The 13725-nt window shown below is 64.1% G+C and carries 11 protein-coding genes and 1 pseudogene; 6 read left to right on the top strand and 6 right to left on the bottom strand.

Annotated features, from left to right (window positions below; translation table 11 throughout):
* Positions 1-134: 134 nt before the first annotated feature.
* A complete protein-coding gene (locus EHH60_RS23515; protein ID WP_124161802.1) occupies positions 135-2294 on the bottom strand; it encodes a PQQ-dependent dehydrogenase, methanol/ethanol family in 2160 nt (719 codons plus the stop codon).
* 355 nt (positions 2295-2649) lie between these two features.
* Here EHH60_RS23515 and EHH60_RS23510 point away from each other — a divergent pair, with 355 nt between their 5' ends.
* Positions 2650-5097, top strand: coding sequence for a TonB-dependent receptor (locus EHH60_RS23510; RefSeq protein WP_124161801.1), 2448 nt, complete (start codon positions 2650-2652; stop codon positions 5095-5097).
* Positions 5098-5160: 63 nt separating this feature from the next.
* On the opposite strand, the gene EHH60_RS23505 is transcribed toward EHH60_RS23510, so the two are convergent.
* The 4 genes and pseudogenes from EHH60_RS23505 to EHH60_RS23490 all read right to left on the bottom strand — a co-directional run bounded on the left by EHH60_RS23505 (position 5161) and on the right by EHH60_RS23490 (position 8826).
* On the bottom strand, positions 5161-6078 hold the full coding sequence (locus EHH60_RS23505) for an MBL fold metallo-hydrolase (protein ID WP_124161800.1): 918 nt from the start codon (positions 6076-6078) through the stop codon (positions 5161-5163).
* 95 nt (positions 6079-6173) lie between these two features.
* Positions 6174-7379 (bottom strand): NAD(P)/FAD-dependent oxidoreductase, encoded by a 1206-nt coding sequence (locus tag EHH60_RS23500; RefSeq protein ID WP_124161799.1) that lies wholly within the window; start codon positions 7377-7379, stop codon positions 6174-6176.
* A gap of 121 nt (positions 7380-7500) precedes the next feature.
* Entirely contained in the window at positions 7501-7773 is a 273-nt protein-coding gene (locus EHH60_RS23495; protein WP_124161798.1) for a hypothetical protein, read from the bottom strand.
* Between the two features lie 94 nt (positions 7774-7867).
* Positions 7868-8826: pseudogene (locus EHH60_RS23490) on the bottom strand (helix-turn-helix transcriptional regulator).
* Between the two features lie 294 nt (positions 8827-9120).
* Between EHH60_RS23490 and EHH60_RS37665 the strand changes: the two are divergent.
* The 5 genes from EHH60_RS37665 (at position 9121) to EHH60_RS23470 (ending at position 13496) form a co-directional block, all read left to right on the top strand.
* Positions 9121-9288: a hypothetical protein gene (locus EHH60_RS37665; RefSeq protein ID WP_199751842.1), complete on the top strand. Its 168-nt coding sequence runs from the start codon at positions 9121-9123 to the stop codon at positions 9286-9288.
* A gap of 62 nt (positions 9289-9350) precedes the next feature.
* Positions 9351-9758, top strand: coding sequence for a hypothetical protein (locus EHH60_RS23485; protein WP_199751840.1), 408 nt, complete (start codon positions 9351-9353; stop codon positions 9756-9758).
* A gap of 148 nt (positions 9759-9906) precedes the next feature.
* Positions 9907-11370, top strand: coding sequence for a GH1 family beta-glucosidase (locus tag EHH60_RS23480; RefSeq protein WP_124161796.1), 1464 nt, complete (start codon positions 9907-9909; stop codon positions 11368-11370).
* A gap of 246 nt (positions 11371-11616) precedes the next feature.
* On the top strand, positions 11617-12849 hold the full coding sequence (locus EHH60_RS23475; protein ID WP_124161795.1) for an acetyl-CoA C-acetyltransferase: 1233 nt from the start codon (positions 11617-11619) through the stop codon (positions 12847-12849).
* Between the two features lie 344 nt (positions 12850-13193).
* The gene (locus EHH60_RS23470) at positions 13194-13496 is read left to right on the top strand and encodes an HU family DNA-binding protein (RefSeq protein ID WP_025037698.1); all 303 of its coding nucleotides are present in this window, start codon (positions 13194-13196) and stop codon (positions 13494-13496) included.
* A gap of 72 nt (positions 13497-13568) precedes the next feature.
* Here the strand turns inward: EHH60_RS23470 and EHH60_RS37660 are convergent, their stop codons facing one another.
* Positions 13569-13724, bottom strand: coding sequence for a hypothetical protein (locus EHH60_RS37660; RefSeq protein ID WP_199751837.1), 156 nt, complete (start codon positions 13722-13724; stop codon positions 13569-13571).
* Position 13725 lies beyond the last annotated feature (1 nt).

Raw genomic sequence — 13725 nt, 5'->3', positions numbered from 1 at the left:
TGGGATGGTCGTCGACGACGAGTATGGGACTCAATGGATCTCTCTGAAATGCATGATGTTCCAAAGCATTGAAGCGTGCCGCGTGCGTCGGATGAGCCGGCTGCGGCAATGCCTGCCGCAGCCGTATCGCCGCGTCACTTCTTCGGCCGTATTGCGTCAGCCGTGCCTTGGATGAATGCCTGAATCTTCACGACGTCGGCTTCGGTCAGCCTGCCCGTGAAGTCCGGCATGCCCTTGTCGCGGAACGGCCCCTTGAAGACGATGTTCTTGAGGTTGGCGATCTCCTCCGCCGGCACGTAGCCGAGGTTGCGGACGTTGCCGCCCTTGTCGACACCGGGCACGCCATGGCAGGTGGCGCAGGCGGCGACGTAGAGCGCCGTTCCTTCCGGCACGTCCTTCGGATCGTACTTCACGCCCTGGAGAAGGCCCTCGGTCTGGTACTTCACGAACTCCGGCAGCGGTGCCTTGCCGTTGAGCGCGAACGTGTAGACCGTTCCAGGGCTTTGCCGCTCGGTCGCCCGCTGTGCCATGCCATAGACTCCGCCCCAGCCGACGGCAATCGAGACATACTGCACGCCATCGAGCATGTAGGTCGAAGCCGCCGCGACGACGCCGGTGCCGGTCGGTGTTTCCCACAGCGCCTTGCCGGTCATCGCGTCATAGGCGACGAAGCGTCCATCCGCCGTGCCCTGGAACACCAGGTTTCCGGCCGTGGTCAGCGTGCCGCCGTTCCATGGCGAGGGGTATTCGACCCGCCAGGCTTCCTTCTGTCTGACCGGGTCCCACGCGATCAGGCGTCCGAACGGAAGACTCTTGGGCGGCTCTCCATTGAGCACGAAGCCGACATTCCAGCCGGTGGCGCCGCCGAATTTGCCCGGCGTTGCGGCATTCTGCTTGAATTTCTTTTCCGGAATGAGGTTCAGCGGCACGTTCTGCGCCGGCAGATAGACCAGCCCGGTCTGCGGGTTGAACGACATCGGATGCCAGTTGTGGGCGCCGTAGGGTCCCGGGATCGAGTCGTACGCGGCGTCGCCACGCGCGGCCGGCACCTCGATCGGGCGGCCGTTGACGTCGTAGCCGGTGGCCCAGTTCACATCGACGAAATTCTTCGCCGAGATGAATTTGCCGTTGGTGCGGTCGATCAGGAAGAAGAAGCCGTTCTTGGGCGCGTGCAGGATCACCTTGCGCGGCGCGCCGTCGATGTTGATGTCGGCGAGGATCATCGGCTGGGTCGAGGTGTAGTCCCAGTGGTCGCCGGGCGTCTCCTGATAATGCCAGACATACTTGCCGGTATCGGCGTTCAGCGCCACGATCGAGGCGAGGTAGAGATTGTCGCCGCCGGCGGGACTGCGAACGTTCCTATTCCAGGGCGAGCCGTTGCCGGTGCCGATGTAGACGAGGTTGAGATCGGGGTCGAAGGTGATGGTGTCCCATGGCGTGCCGCCGCCGCCGTTGAGCCAATATTGGCCGGCGGGATCCCAGGTCTTGGCCGCCTTCTCCATCGACTCGTCTTCGAACGGCTTCGACGGATCGCCGGGGACGGTGAACCAGCGCCAGAGTTGGTTTCCGCTTTCGGCATCGTAGGCGGTGACGTAGCCGCGCGCGCCATATTCGGCGCCGCCTTGTCCGATCACGACCTTGCCGTTGAAGACGCGCGGTGCGCCGGTGATCGTGTAGGAATGCTCGTGGTCGATCAGCGTGTCCTTTTCCCAGACCTTCTTGCCGGTTGCCGCGTCGAGCGCGATCAGGCGGCCATCATAGGCGGCCACGAACACCTTGCCCTTGTAGAGTGCGACTCCGCGGTTGACGACGTCGCAGCAGCCCCTGTAACCGAGCTCGCGATTGACTTCCGGATCGAACGTCCAGATGCGCTTGCCGGTGCGCGCGTCGATGGCATGCACGACGCTCCAGGAGGCCGTCTGGTACATGATGCCGTCGACGACGACCGGCGTCGCCTCGACCCCGCGCGAGGATTCGAGATTGTAGGTCCAGACTAGGCCGAGGCCTTTGACGTTGGCGCTCGTGATCTGATTGAGCTTCGAAAAGCGGGTCTCGGCGTAGTCGAGACCGATCGTCGGCCAGTTGTTGGAAGTCGCGGCGTTGGCCTTGATGTAGGCGCCGTCGACCTGCGAGGTGATCGCCTTGATGCTCTCCGGCGTCGGGTTCTTTGCCGAATCCTGTGCAGGCGCGGCGGTGATGAATGCGGCGAGGCCCAAGCCTGCGAGAAGACCCAAGGCGAGGCTACCTGGCCGAGCCGATGAATATCGAACGGAAAAGCGTTCCCCCAACGTCATCATGTCCTCCTGTATTCTTGCTTGCCGTAAAGGCACCCCGCCCAGGAGGGCGGGGTGAGTCTACGGATGAATGACTCGCGATCAGATCGCGATGTCGAGCCAAGGATTGCACGAAGGTCTTTCGCGAAGTTCGGCAAAAAGTCTCGCGGCGGCCGGGAATAGTTCCCAGCCGATCCCGATGAGGCGCGCGCACGCCGCTGGGTGGATCGGGAATAATTCCCGATTTTATCGGGAATTTAAGCTCCGGACCGGGCGGACACTTTACGGCTGGTGCTCTTCGGCTGTTGGCCTGTATCGTTCGCCCAACCGGCGGGGAAACGAGAGAGCAGGACGATACGGGTGGAGGCGGGCAAGAATGGGCGTTCGTGGTCTGGTCATCATTTCAGTTTCCACGGGAATGGTTGTTGCGACCAGCGCGATAGCCGCGCAGGACGAGGAGACCAACATCCAGAACCTGCCGCCGGTCGAGGTTGCGGCGCCACCGCCTGCGGCGGCGAGACGCGCCGCGCCATCGCGACCAATCGCACGCGTGGGGGCGCCGGGCTCCGCCAGTCCAAGGACACGCCTATACGTCTTTCCAACCGCGCCGGGTACCGGCCGCGGCCTCGACGTCGACAAGGTTCCGTCTTCGATCAATGCCGTCGATGCCAGCCAGATTAGGCGCACCAATTCGCTGAACGTCACCGACGCCCTGCGCGACAATATCGCCGGCATCAACATCAGCGAAGTCACCGGCAATCCGTTCACACCTGATGTCGAGTTCCGCGGCTTCGTCGCCTCGCCCGTGACCGGGACGCCGCAAGGCCTTGCGGTGTATCAGAACGGCGTCCGCATCAACGAAGCCTTCTCGGACGCCGTCAATTGGGACCTGATTCCCACCGCCGCGATCAGGTCGGTGACGCTGGTGACCAACAATCCCGCCTTCGGCCTCAACGCGCTGGGCGGCGCGATCAACCTGCAAATGAAGGACGGCTTCACCTATCAGGGCGCCGAGATCGACGTGATGGGTGGCTCGTTCGGCCGCATCCAGGGCTCGGCGCAATGGGGCAAGCAGGTCGACAAGAACTACGCCGTCTATGCCGCGCTCGAAGGCTTGCATGACAACGGCTTCCGCAACTTCTCGCAATCGACCGTTCGGCGCTTCTACGGCGATGTCGGCTACAAGGCCGGCGACAGCAAATTCCACGCCAACATGGGTGTCGCAAAGAACAATTTCGGCGCCAGCGCCACCGTCCCGGCCGAGTTGCTGGATAAATATTGGGGCGCGACCTACACCACACCGCAGACCACCGCCAACCGCGTCGGCTATCTCAACCTGACCGGAAAGGCCGACGCGACGCCGACCTGGACGCTCGAAGGCACCGCCCATGTGCGCAGGTTCGAGCAGAACATCGTCGACGGCAATCCAACCGACGTGGAGGAGTGCGCTGCAGATGCGGCGCTGCTCTGCTTCGGCGACGACACCACACCCGCCAACGGCGCGGGCGGCGTGCAACTCGCCAACCCCTTCGCGCCGGGAACGATCCTGGGCGCGATCGACCGGAGCTCGATCCGTTCGACCACGTTCGGCGTGTCAGGGCAGGCCACCAACACCGATCAACTGTTCGGTCACGACAACCGCTTCGTGATGGGCGCAACCTATGACGCCAGCACCACGCGCTACAACGCCAGCTCCGAGCTCGGATCGATGGGAGAGAACTACGTCGTCAGCGGCAGCGGTGTTTTCCTGGGGGCGACTCCCGCGGCAGATCCCGTTGCCGGCCCCGTCTCGTTGCGGACCGTCAATCAATACAACGGTCTCTACGCGATGGACACGTTCAACGTCACGGACGCTTTCGCCATCACCGGCGGCGGCCGCTTCAACGCGGCGCGGATCTCGCTGGAAGACCAGCTCGGCACCGCGCTGAACGGCGATCACACCTATACCCGCTTCAATCCGATGATCGGCGGCACCTACAAGATCACGCCGGGATTGACCGCCTATGCCGGCTATTCCGAGGCCAACCGCGTGCCGACACCGCTCGAGCTCGGCTGTGCGGATCCCGCCCGGCCCTGTCTCATCGCGGCCTTCCTGGTTGCGGATCCGCCGTTGAAGCAGGTCGTCTCCAAAACGGTGGAGGCCGGCTTCCGCGGCACCAGGGAGCTGAATATCGGCACGCTGGGATGGAAAATCGGCGGCTTTCGCGCCACCAACCATGACGACATCGTAGCGGTGCCCGCCGTCGGGCGGACGGGCTTTGGCTATTTCACCAATGTCGGCCGGACACGGCGGCAAGGGCTGGAAGCGGAGGTCAACATCAAGTCGCCCACGCTGCAATTCCAGGCGAGCTACGCCTTCGTCGATGCGCGCTTCCTTGATCCGCTCGAACTCGGCTCGGAAAGCCCGTTCGCCGATGACGCCACCGAGACCATCCAGGTCAGACCCGGCAACCAGATCCCCGCGATCCCGCGCCACCGCGTCAAGGTCGGCGTCGACTACGCCGTGACCGATGTCTGGAAGGTCGGCGGCAACGCCCTGTTCGTCTCCAGCCAATACATCGTCGGCGACGAGTCGAACCAGTTCGCGAAGCTGCCGTCCTATACGGTGTTCAATCTCCACACCTCCTACCAGGTGACGAAGAACATCCAGCTCTACGGCCGCGTCGACAACGTGTTCGACAAGCGCTACGCGACCTACGGCCAGTTCTTCGACCGCGAGGCCCTGCCCAACTTCACCAATGGCGGCGCGGAGTTCGTCGACCCGCGCTCGCTGAGCCCGGCGAGGCCAAGGGCATTTTACGCGGGAATGCGGGTGACGTTCTGAGTTACAGCAAGCGCTGATGCTTCCTTCTCCTAAAAGGAGAAGGAAGCACGGGGCGCACGAGGCTCAATAGTCCCAGGACACGGGCACCCAGCGGAAAGCGTCGCCGGCGACAGCGACATGACCGACGGACGGGAACGGCATATGCGTGGCCACCAGCAGCTCGCGGTTCGCCGCAAGCTCCCGCAAAAGGTTCACTCTGACGCGGGCGGCTTCCTCGGGATCGTGTTCGAAGCCGTTGTGCCAGTCTGGGTGTTCGAACCCGACGGTGAACACGAGGTCACCGGCGAATGTCAGTCGCTCGCCGCCGGAGGTCAGGCGGACCACGCTGTGCCCGGGGGTGTGACCGCCGGTGCGGCAGACCACCACCCCCGGCGCGACCTCGAATTCGGCTTCAAACGTCCGGAGCTGGTTGTGATATTCGTGCGCGAACCGCTTGGCCGTCTGTCGAAGCGCGTCGGGGAATCCCGGCGGCATGGAGACGCGGGAGAAATCGGGCGACTCCCAGAACGTGACTTCGGCGGCTGCCACATGGATCCGCAGGTCCGGACGCAGCCGGTCTTTCACGCCTTCGACGAGCAACCCGCCGACATGGTCCATGTGCATGTGGGTCAGCACCACGTCGGTCACGGATGCCAGATCGATGCCGGCGGCCTCCAGTCGCTTGACCAGCTGCCCGGCTCGCGGGAGGTGCAGGTCCGGGTCCAATCCGAGCCCGGCGTCGATCAGAATGGTCTGCGCTCCGCTACGCACCACGACCACGTTCAACGCCCAGTCGAACGCGTCCGGCGGCAGGAACATGTCTTCCAGCCAGGCCGCGCGGACCGCGGGGTCGGCATTGTGCGCCAACATCTCGGAGGGTAGCGGCAGCACGCCGTCGCTCACCACCAGCACGTCGATGTCGCCGACCTTCAGCGCGTAGCGCGACGGGACAAGCTCTTCGGGCTTCAATGTCGCGGGGGAGGAGGTGTTGTGCAGGTTCATGTTGGTCTCCTGTTGCGGTTCTTGTTCTGGCTGGTCTTTGTTTGAGCAGGCGGCGCCGCCAGGGGAGCGCCGCCTGCCATGGCGTCGCGCACTAGCTAGAGGCTGGTCACGCGTTCCGGATCGGCTGACGCGAGTGCAGCGGCGCGTTCGGCCTTCGGCGGATAGATCCAGACCGTGTTGATCTCCTGCTTCGTCTTCTTGGCGACATCACCGACCATCTCGACCTTGCGATCCCAGCCGCGGGTGAACAGTGCGCCGGCTTCGCCGAGATCGAGACAGGTGACGTAGGCCTTCTGGTGGTAGGGCCTGGTCGGAACGCCGAGCAACTCGGCTGCGGCATTGTTGCCCGCAAAGGCGCCCAGGCGCGTGGCGTGCTGGCAGGACATCAGTGCGTAATTGCCCTCGTCGTCGCACGCGGCGCGGGCCGCATCGCCGGTCGCGAAGACGCCCTCGACGCCTGGCACCCGCAGGCAGCGATCGACCAGCAGCCGGCCGAAATTGTCGCGCTCGGCAGGGATTTGCGCCGTCAGAGGGGCCGCACGAATACCCGCAGCCCAGATCACGGTTTCGGTTTCGATGTGTTCGCCGCTGGACAAGGTGACGCCGCACTCGTCGAGCGAGGCGACGCCGGCACCGAGGCGGGTCTCCACGCCGAGCTTGTGGAGGGCGCCCTCGATGATCGGTCGCGGGCCTGCACCCATGTCGGGTGCGATCGCGCTGTTGCGCTCGACGATGATGACGCGAGTCTTGGCGTTCGTCCCCAGGATTGCGCGGAGCCGCGCCGGAATTTCAGTGGCCGCCTCGATGCCGGTGAAGCCGCCGCCGGCGACGACGACCGTGTCGCGCCCGTTCGCGGCCGGCCGCTTGGCAAGCCCATGCAGGTGCCTGTCGAGCGCGATCGCATCGTCGAGCGAGTCGACGCTGAACCCGTGCTCGGCAAGACCCGGGATGTTCGGGCGGAACAGCCGGCTCCCGGTGGCGACCACGAGCCGATCGTAGGAGAGCGTCTCCTTGGAGCCCTTGGCCGTGGCGACCCTCACCATGCGGGATTGGGTTTCGGCCGTCTCGACGCTGCCCTGAACATAGGTGACGTCGATCGCCTCGAGCACATCGAGGAGCGGTGCCGTCAAGGTCTCCGGATTCTTCTCGTAGAGCCGCGGGCGGACGACCAGCGTCGGCTCGGGTGCGACCAGCGCGATCTCGAGTTCGTCGGGCGAGACGCCCTGGATATCGCGAAGGCGGGCAGCGGAAAGGGCGGCATACATGCCGGCGAAGCCGGCGCCGATGATGACTAGTCGCATTGACGGTCTCCTTTGGTTGATCTTCCTGGGCACAGGCGCGTTGCCGCCGCCGCTGCGGGTTCGCGGCAAGTGCTGTTGCGGTCAGCGACGATGCGAATGGTTGAAGCGAGCTTGCTGACGCCTATTGGAGCGGACAGCCGGGCGGCCAGCCCTGACGAAAGACGATCGACCGCGCGGACTTGCGGCTCCAGTCCTGATAGGGCAGGCGGAAGCTGTCCCCGGTGATCACCGAAATCACCGGGTGGGCGCGTTGTGCCGATTGCGGCGGAATGTCGTCACCTGTTGCTGAAGTGAAGCGAACAGTCAGCGTAAGTCCGTACACGACCGCGGTGGCGAGACCCTTGCGTGATGAGGTGATTGCCAGCCGGTGGACGAAGCCTTTCCCGATCATCATTTGCCTCCGTCGTGGGATTGGACATGGTGATGGTCTAACCGATCAGGCGTGCCGCTGCCCCAGAGCGATTGCTGTCGCCATCGAGCGATTGCTGCTAACGCATGCGCCTGCGCCATTCGCTCGGCGCTTCGCCGGTGAGCTTCCTGAAGGCTGCGGCGAACGCCGTCTGCGAGGAATAGCCAAGCGCCACAGCGATCGAGACGACCGGGTCGTCGCTTTCCCGCAGCATCTTCATGGCCTGCTCGAGCCGGTGTTGGCGCAGCCAGGCATGCGGCGAGAGTCCGGTGCTCTCCTTGAAGGCGCGGCAGAAGTGAAAGCGCGAGAGGCCGGCCTCGGACGCCAGCGCATCGAGCGAGACGTCCGCATCACTGTCCGAGCGCAACCGTTCGATCGCGCGGAGCAGGACCTTCGGCGACAGCCCGCCCATGGTCGGTTGGAACGCGACCGGCGAGCCCGTGTGCGCAGCCAGGACGCGGGTGGCAAGAAGATCCGTCACCTGGTGCCGGAACAGCGTATCCAGGACGCCATTGCCGTCGAGCGCATCCGCTGCGCTCAAGAGCAGCCGGGATGTAATGGGGTCGGGGTGCGCCGTCCGCTCCAGCAGGTCGGCCGCTCCTGCGATCCGGCTTCGCCGGCAACGCGCTTCAGTGTCGCATTCGGAAGATAGAGTTGAACGACATCGACGGGCTTCGGAATGTCCCATCGGGAGCTCGATCCTTCCGGAATGATGATCACGACTCCGGGACGAAACGTGCCGATCGAAACCGATTTTCCCGACCGGCGCTCCATGCGCTGCATCACGCCGTTATAGGCCATGATCACGTGGTGGCTCATGGGCTCGACGACGTCATGCAATGGATCGTGTTTCCAGTACGCGATCCCGGCGCCGGAGGCGTCCAGCGCCATGCGGGTCGGTTCGGTCCTGAGCACCCGCGCCATCTCCAAGTCGGCGGCGCGCCGCTCGGTCGTGGCGATGTCGACGGGTTGTGCGCCGGGGAGGGGCGGCTGGCCCCTGGACGAGGGATTGCGCATGGGTGCGGTGCTCCCGGTCATTGCGAGGCTCCTTCTGATCGCTTGCTGCCTCAGATCAGGTGTCCGTGCTCTTACGGGTCGGCGCGGGTTCTATGCGGTGCAGAGGCTCCGGGTCTTGCCTGAAGCGGTTCTGTTTTGCCCGATCCTGCTCCAGGCGATCGCGCGGTTTCGCGAACGCACGATGAGCGGCGCTACCGCCGGCCCCGCCGGCGAAGCCTGGCGCCTTTAACCCATCAGAAACCATAGAAAATGGTTTGAAAATTTTAATGAAACTGCTCGGTCCTCTCCGCGTCGGTTTGTCGGAGGGCCCATCTGATGACAGAACGCCAGTTGAAAGAGCAGGAGTTCCTGATCGCGCGTTACCGCCACTTGGAGCGCGAAGTGACCGACCCGCTTGCCGCGCATCTGCTTCACAGCATCATCGAGGAGCTCGAGGCCGAGCTGCGCAAGGAAAGACCGGATTGGCACGGGCAGGGTCATTAACTGTTTCTTGGCGTTAAATGATGCCAATGGTCCGCGTGGGAATATCAGGAGAGACTGCTCCCATGCTGAAGGACGGCACCTACGCGGCGTGGTACAGGACGCCGCTCGACCAGGGTACCGGGATCGTTCACGTCGCAGACGGCCAGATTTGGGGCCGTGACAGCCTGATGACGTATCATGGCTCCTGCACGGTCGATGGCGACCGCTTCACTGCGACCGTATCGACGAAGCGTCATACCGATGGGCGCTCGACGGTCTTCGGCATCGAAGATGAGCTCACGCTGGCCATCGAGGGATATTGCCCCGGCAGGATCGCGAGCTACACCGCGACGGCGCAGCAGGTGCCGGGAATGATTCTCCACGGCACGCTCATTCTGACGGAACAGCAGCCGCCCGCACGCGAACGAGCCGAGCAGGTGCCGGCGTTCAATCCCGACAAGCTGCGAAAATTGCCGAAGCGCTTGCGCTGAGCGGAAGCAAGCGCGTCGGCCGGCCCGCATCCATATGTCGCGCCAAGACGGTCAGATTCTGTATCCGGCTTTCGCCAAAGCTTGCTTTTCAAACCGCCCACGACTCGCCATTGTGCGTCCGCAACAACCCGGAAGCGGAGAAGCATTCATGACGGACAAGGTCTCGCGTCGCCAGCTTGCGAAGATCGCGGGGCTGTCCGCAGCCGGGATGACTGGCGCGCTCGACGCAGCCGAAGCCAAGCCGGCTCGGCCGCCGCGCGGTGGAAGCAGCTTTCCGTCGGGATTCGTCTGGGGCACGGCGACCTCGTCCTACCAGGTGGAAGGCGCGGTCGACGAGGACGGGCGAGGACCCTCGATCTGGGACAAGTTCGTTCGCATCCCCGGCAAGATCGAGGACGGCACCACGGGCGACCGCGCCAATGAGCACTATCACCGCTACAAGGAGGACATCGCGCTCATCAAGGAGCTCGGCTGCAGGGCCTATCGCTTCTCGGTGGCCTGGCCGCGGCTGTTTCCGGACGGCGACGGCAAGCCCAACCCGAAGGGGCTCGACTTCTACAATCGTCTCGTCGACGAGCTCCTGAAGAACGGCATCGAGCCGTGGCTGACGCTCTATCATTGGGACCTGCCCCAATCGCTCGAGGACCGGTTTGGCGGCTGGCGTTCGACGGAAACCTGCAAGATCTTTGGCGATTACGCGGCCTATGTCGCCGAGCGTCTGACCGACCGGGTCAAGAACGTGTTCACGCTGAACGAGAGCGGCCGCTTCGTCTATTTCGGTTACGGCATCGGCATCGACGCGCCGGGCCTGACGCTGCCGCAAGCCGATATCAACCAGATCAGGCACAACAGCGCGCTGGCGCACGGGCTCGCGGTGCAGGCGGTGCGGGCTCACGGCCGCCGCGGCACCAGGGTGGGGCCGGCCGAGAACGTCGATGCCTGCGCGCCCGCGATCGACACGCCGGAGAACGTTCGCGCCGCGGAGATCGCGCTGCGCGAGATGAATGCCGGCTATCTCAACGTCATCATGACGGGGCGCTATACCGACGCCTTCCTGAAATTCGCCGGGCCCAACGCGCCGAAATTCACCGATGCGGAGCTCAAGATCATCTCCTCGCCGGTCGACTTCCTCGGTCTCAACATCTACGCGCCACAGAATTACGTCGTGGCCTCCGACAAGGGCGCGGGCTTCATGCCGCTGCCGATCCCGAAATCGTTTCCGCACATGAATTCGGACTGGCTGCGCGTCGGGCCCGAGACGATCTACTGGGTGCCGAAGCTTGCCGCCAAGATATGGAAAACAGACGCGATCTACATCAGCGAGAACGGGGCATCCGGCGACGATGCGGTGACGCCGGACGGCAAGATCTACGACACCGATCGCATCATGTATTTGCGCAACTATCTCGCCCAGCTCGAGCGCGCCACCAGCGAGGGCGTACCGGTGCGCGGCTATTTCCTCTGGAGTCTGATGGACAATTTCGAGTGGGTCTATGGCCTCAACAAGCGTTTTGGGCTGTACCATGTCAATTTCGACACCCAGGTTCGCACCCCCAAACTCAGCGCCAGCTTCTACCGCAACGTGATCGCGAAGAACGCGGCGGGGGTGTAGCGGTCTTCTTCCATCTAGAGCCACCTGAGAGATCGTCATGCCCGGGCTTGTCCCGGGCATCCACGTTGTTCCTGCCCCGAGTAAAGCGTGGATGGCCGAGACAAGCCCGGCCCCGACGTCGCTGAGGCTTTCGCGTAGCGGAAAATCCGGTTGAGGGCGGGAGAAGGCGTGCAGCGCCGCGCATTGACTCCACTCTTCCCCTTATTCAAAACCGTCCCAACACCCATAAACGAGAGGACAACGCCAATGGCTGACGCGCTGATCATCGATGCCTGCCGGACCCCGCGAGGCATCGGCAAGGCCGGCAAGGGAGCGCTCTCAGGGATTCATCCGCAGCAACTCGGGGCAACCGTGCTGCGCGCGCTTGCCGATCGCACCGGCATCAATACGGCAGACGTCGACGACATCGTCTGGGGCTGCAGCGCGCAGGTCGCAACGCAAAGCGGTGATCTCGGCCGCATGTCCGCACTCGATGCCGGCTACGACGTGCGCGCCAGCGCGGTGACGCTCGACCGCTTCTGCGGCTCCGGCATCACCAGCGTCAACATGGCCGCGAGCTCGATCATGGCGGGCACTGAGGACCTCGTCATCGCCGGCGGCTGCGAGATGATGTCGATGGACGGACGCCGCGGCGGCGGTCCGATGATGATGGACGGCGGCAATCTGCGCCTGCGCGCGCGGCATCCGCAGTCGCATCAGGGCGTCTGCGCCGATGCGATCGCGACCATGGAAGGCATCACGCGAAGGGATGTCGACGCGTTCGGGCTGGAGAGCCAGAAGCGCGCCGCGCATGCGATCGCGAACGGCCACTTCAAGAAGAGCCTCGTGCCCGTCCACCGCGAGGACGGCAGCCTCGCGCTCGACCATGAGGAATATCCGCGGCCGCAGACCACGATGGAGGGCCTCAGCAGCCTGAAGCCGGCATTCCCGGCGATCGCCGACTACGCGCTCGACGACAGGGGCACGACCTATCACAGCCTGATCCTGCAGAAATATCCTGATCTGAAGATCGACTTCGTGCATCACGCCGGCAACTCCTCCGGCGTCGTCGACGGTGCTGCCGCGATCCTTCTGGCTTCGCCGGCTTACGCCAGGGCACACGGCCTGAGGCCGCGCGCCCGCGTGGTCGCGATGGCGAACATGGGGGACTCGCCGACCCTGATGCTGAACGCGCCGGTGCCGGCGACCCGCAAAGTGCTGGCGAAGGCGGGCCTGACCATCGACGACATCGACCTGTTCGAGATCAACGAGGCGTTCGCGGTGGTGGCGGAAAAATATATCCGCGACCTCAAGCTCGACCGCGCCAAGGTCAACGTCAATGGCGGCTCGATCGCCCTCGGCCATCCCATCGGCGCCACCGGCTCGATCCTGATCGGCACCGTGCTCGACGAGCTCGAACGGCGCGACCTCAAGCGTGGGCTCGTCACCATGTGCGCCGCCGGCGGCATGGCGCCGGCCATCATCATCGAACGCGTCTAGCCAGTTGCCCCCTCACTTTCTCGCTGTATTTATGGGGAGAAAGACCGGCGACCTGCGATCCGACCCTTATTTTTCAGGGTGAAACACGACCGGCCTTTCACAAAGAGGCCGGTCGTCGCTTGTCGAAAGCTGCGAATCAGTTTTAGCAGGATGGCGTACGGGCCTTTGAAACAAGGCAAAAACCGCTGCCCGAGGTTCTTCCCGCTCCGGAAGTAGCTAAAAAGCAGGGTTTTTTGTCACAGGGGGACAGAAAAGCCCGTAAAATCGCGACAAAACTGTGCAGAAGGCTATAGGCCTTCGCCGGTTGGTCTAATATGCAGCCGTCACGAATCAGAGGAGACACGATGGCAACCCAAATGTCCAAATCGCAGTTGATCGAAAAGATTGCGACCGCCACAGAGCTTTCCAAGCGCGACGTCAAGAACGTCATGGAGACCCTGACCGACGTCGGTCACAAGGAGCTCAAGAAGAACGGCCTGTTCCTGGTGCCGGGCTTCGCCAAGTTCGTGGTCATCAAGAAGCCCGCCACCAAGGCGCGCAAGGGCACCAACCCGTTCACGGGTGAAGAGATGATGTTCAAGGCCAAGCCGGCCCGCAAGATCGTCCGCGCCCGTCCGGTCAAGGCGGCCAAGGACGCCGTGGGCTAACGACGCGAAGGCCCCCTCGGGTCGAGGGGGCCTTTTTGTTTGGGGCAGCCGCGAGGGCCTGGGACGGAGGGCTCAACCCTTGCGGCGCTTCACCCGGACCGGAATGGGTTGGAGCCGCGGCGCAGGTGCCGCAAGCGCATCGCGAACCCGGTCGATCGCGCGATCGAGAAATTGACGCAGCCGCTGCGTCTTCCGCGATCTCTTCGCTTTCTCCAGCAGTTTCTTCATC

It is taken from the genome of Bradyrhizobium sp. RP6, from assembly GCF_003837805.1.
Classification (GTDB): domain Bacteria; phylum Pseudomonadota; class Alphaproteobacteria; order Rhizobiales; family Xanthobacteraceae; genus Bradyrhizobium.
This window is presented reverse-complemented; position numbering and strand designations above follow the sequence as displayed.

Bases quoted from the DNA above. Each gene is read 5' to 3' on its own strand.
- EHH60_RS37660 (WP_199751837.1), bottom strand. From the start codon at position 13,724: ATGAAGAAACTGCTGGAGAAAGCGAAGAGATCGCGGAAGACGCAGCGG.
- EHH60_RS23515 (WP_124161802.1), bottom strand. From the start codon at position 2,294: ATGACGTTGGGGGAACGCTTTTCCGTTCGATATTCATCGGCTCGGCCA.
- EHH60_RS23470 (WP_025037698.1), top strand. From the start codon at position 13,194: ATGGCAACCCAAATGTCCAAATCGCAGTTGATCGAAAAGATTGCGACC.
- EHH60_RS23480 (WP_124161796.1), top strand. From the start codon at position 9,907: ATGACGGACAAGGTCTCGCGTCGCCAGCTTGCGAAGATCGCGGGGCTG.
- EHH60_RS23505 (WP_124161800.1), bottom strand. From the start codon at position 6,078: ATGAACCTGCACAACACCTCCTCCCCCGCGACATTGAAGCCCGAAGAG.
- EHH60_RS37665 (WP_199751842.1), top strand. From the start codon at position 9,121: ATGACAGAACGCCAGTTGAAAGAGCAGGAGTTCCTGATCGCGCGTTAC.
- EHH60_RS23510 (WP_124161801.1), top strand. From the start codon at position 2,650: ATGGGCGTTCGTGGTCTGGTCATCATTTCAGTTTCCACGGGAATGGTT.
- EHH60_RS23500 (WP_124161799.1), bottom strand. From the start codon at position 7,379: ATGCGACTAGTCATCATCGGCGCCGGCTTCGCCGGCATGTATGCCGCC.
- EHH60_RS23475 (WP_124161795.1), top strand. From the start codon at position 11,617: ATGGCTGACGCGCTGATCATCGATGCCTGCCGGACCCCGCGAGGCATC.
- EHH60_RS23485 (WP_199751840.1), top strand. From the start codon at position 9,351: ATGCTGAAGGACGGCACCTACGCGGCGTGGTACAGGACGCCGCTCGAC.
- EHH60_RS23495 (WP_124161798.1), bottom strand. From the start codon at position 7,773: ATGATGATCGGGAAAGGCTTCGTCCACCGGCTGGCAATCACCTCATCA.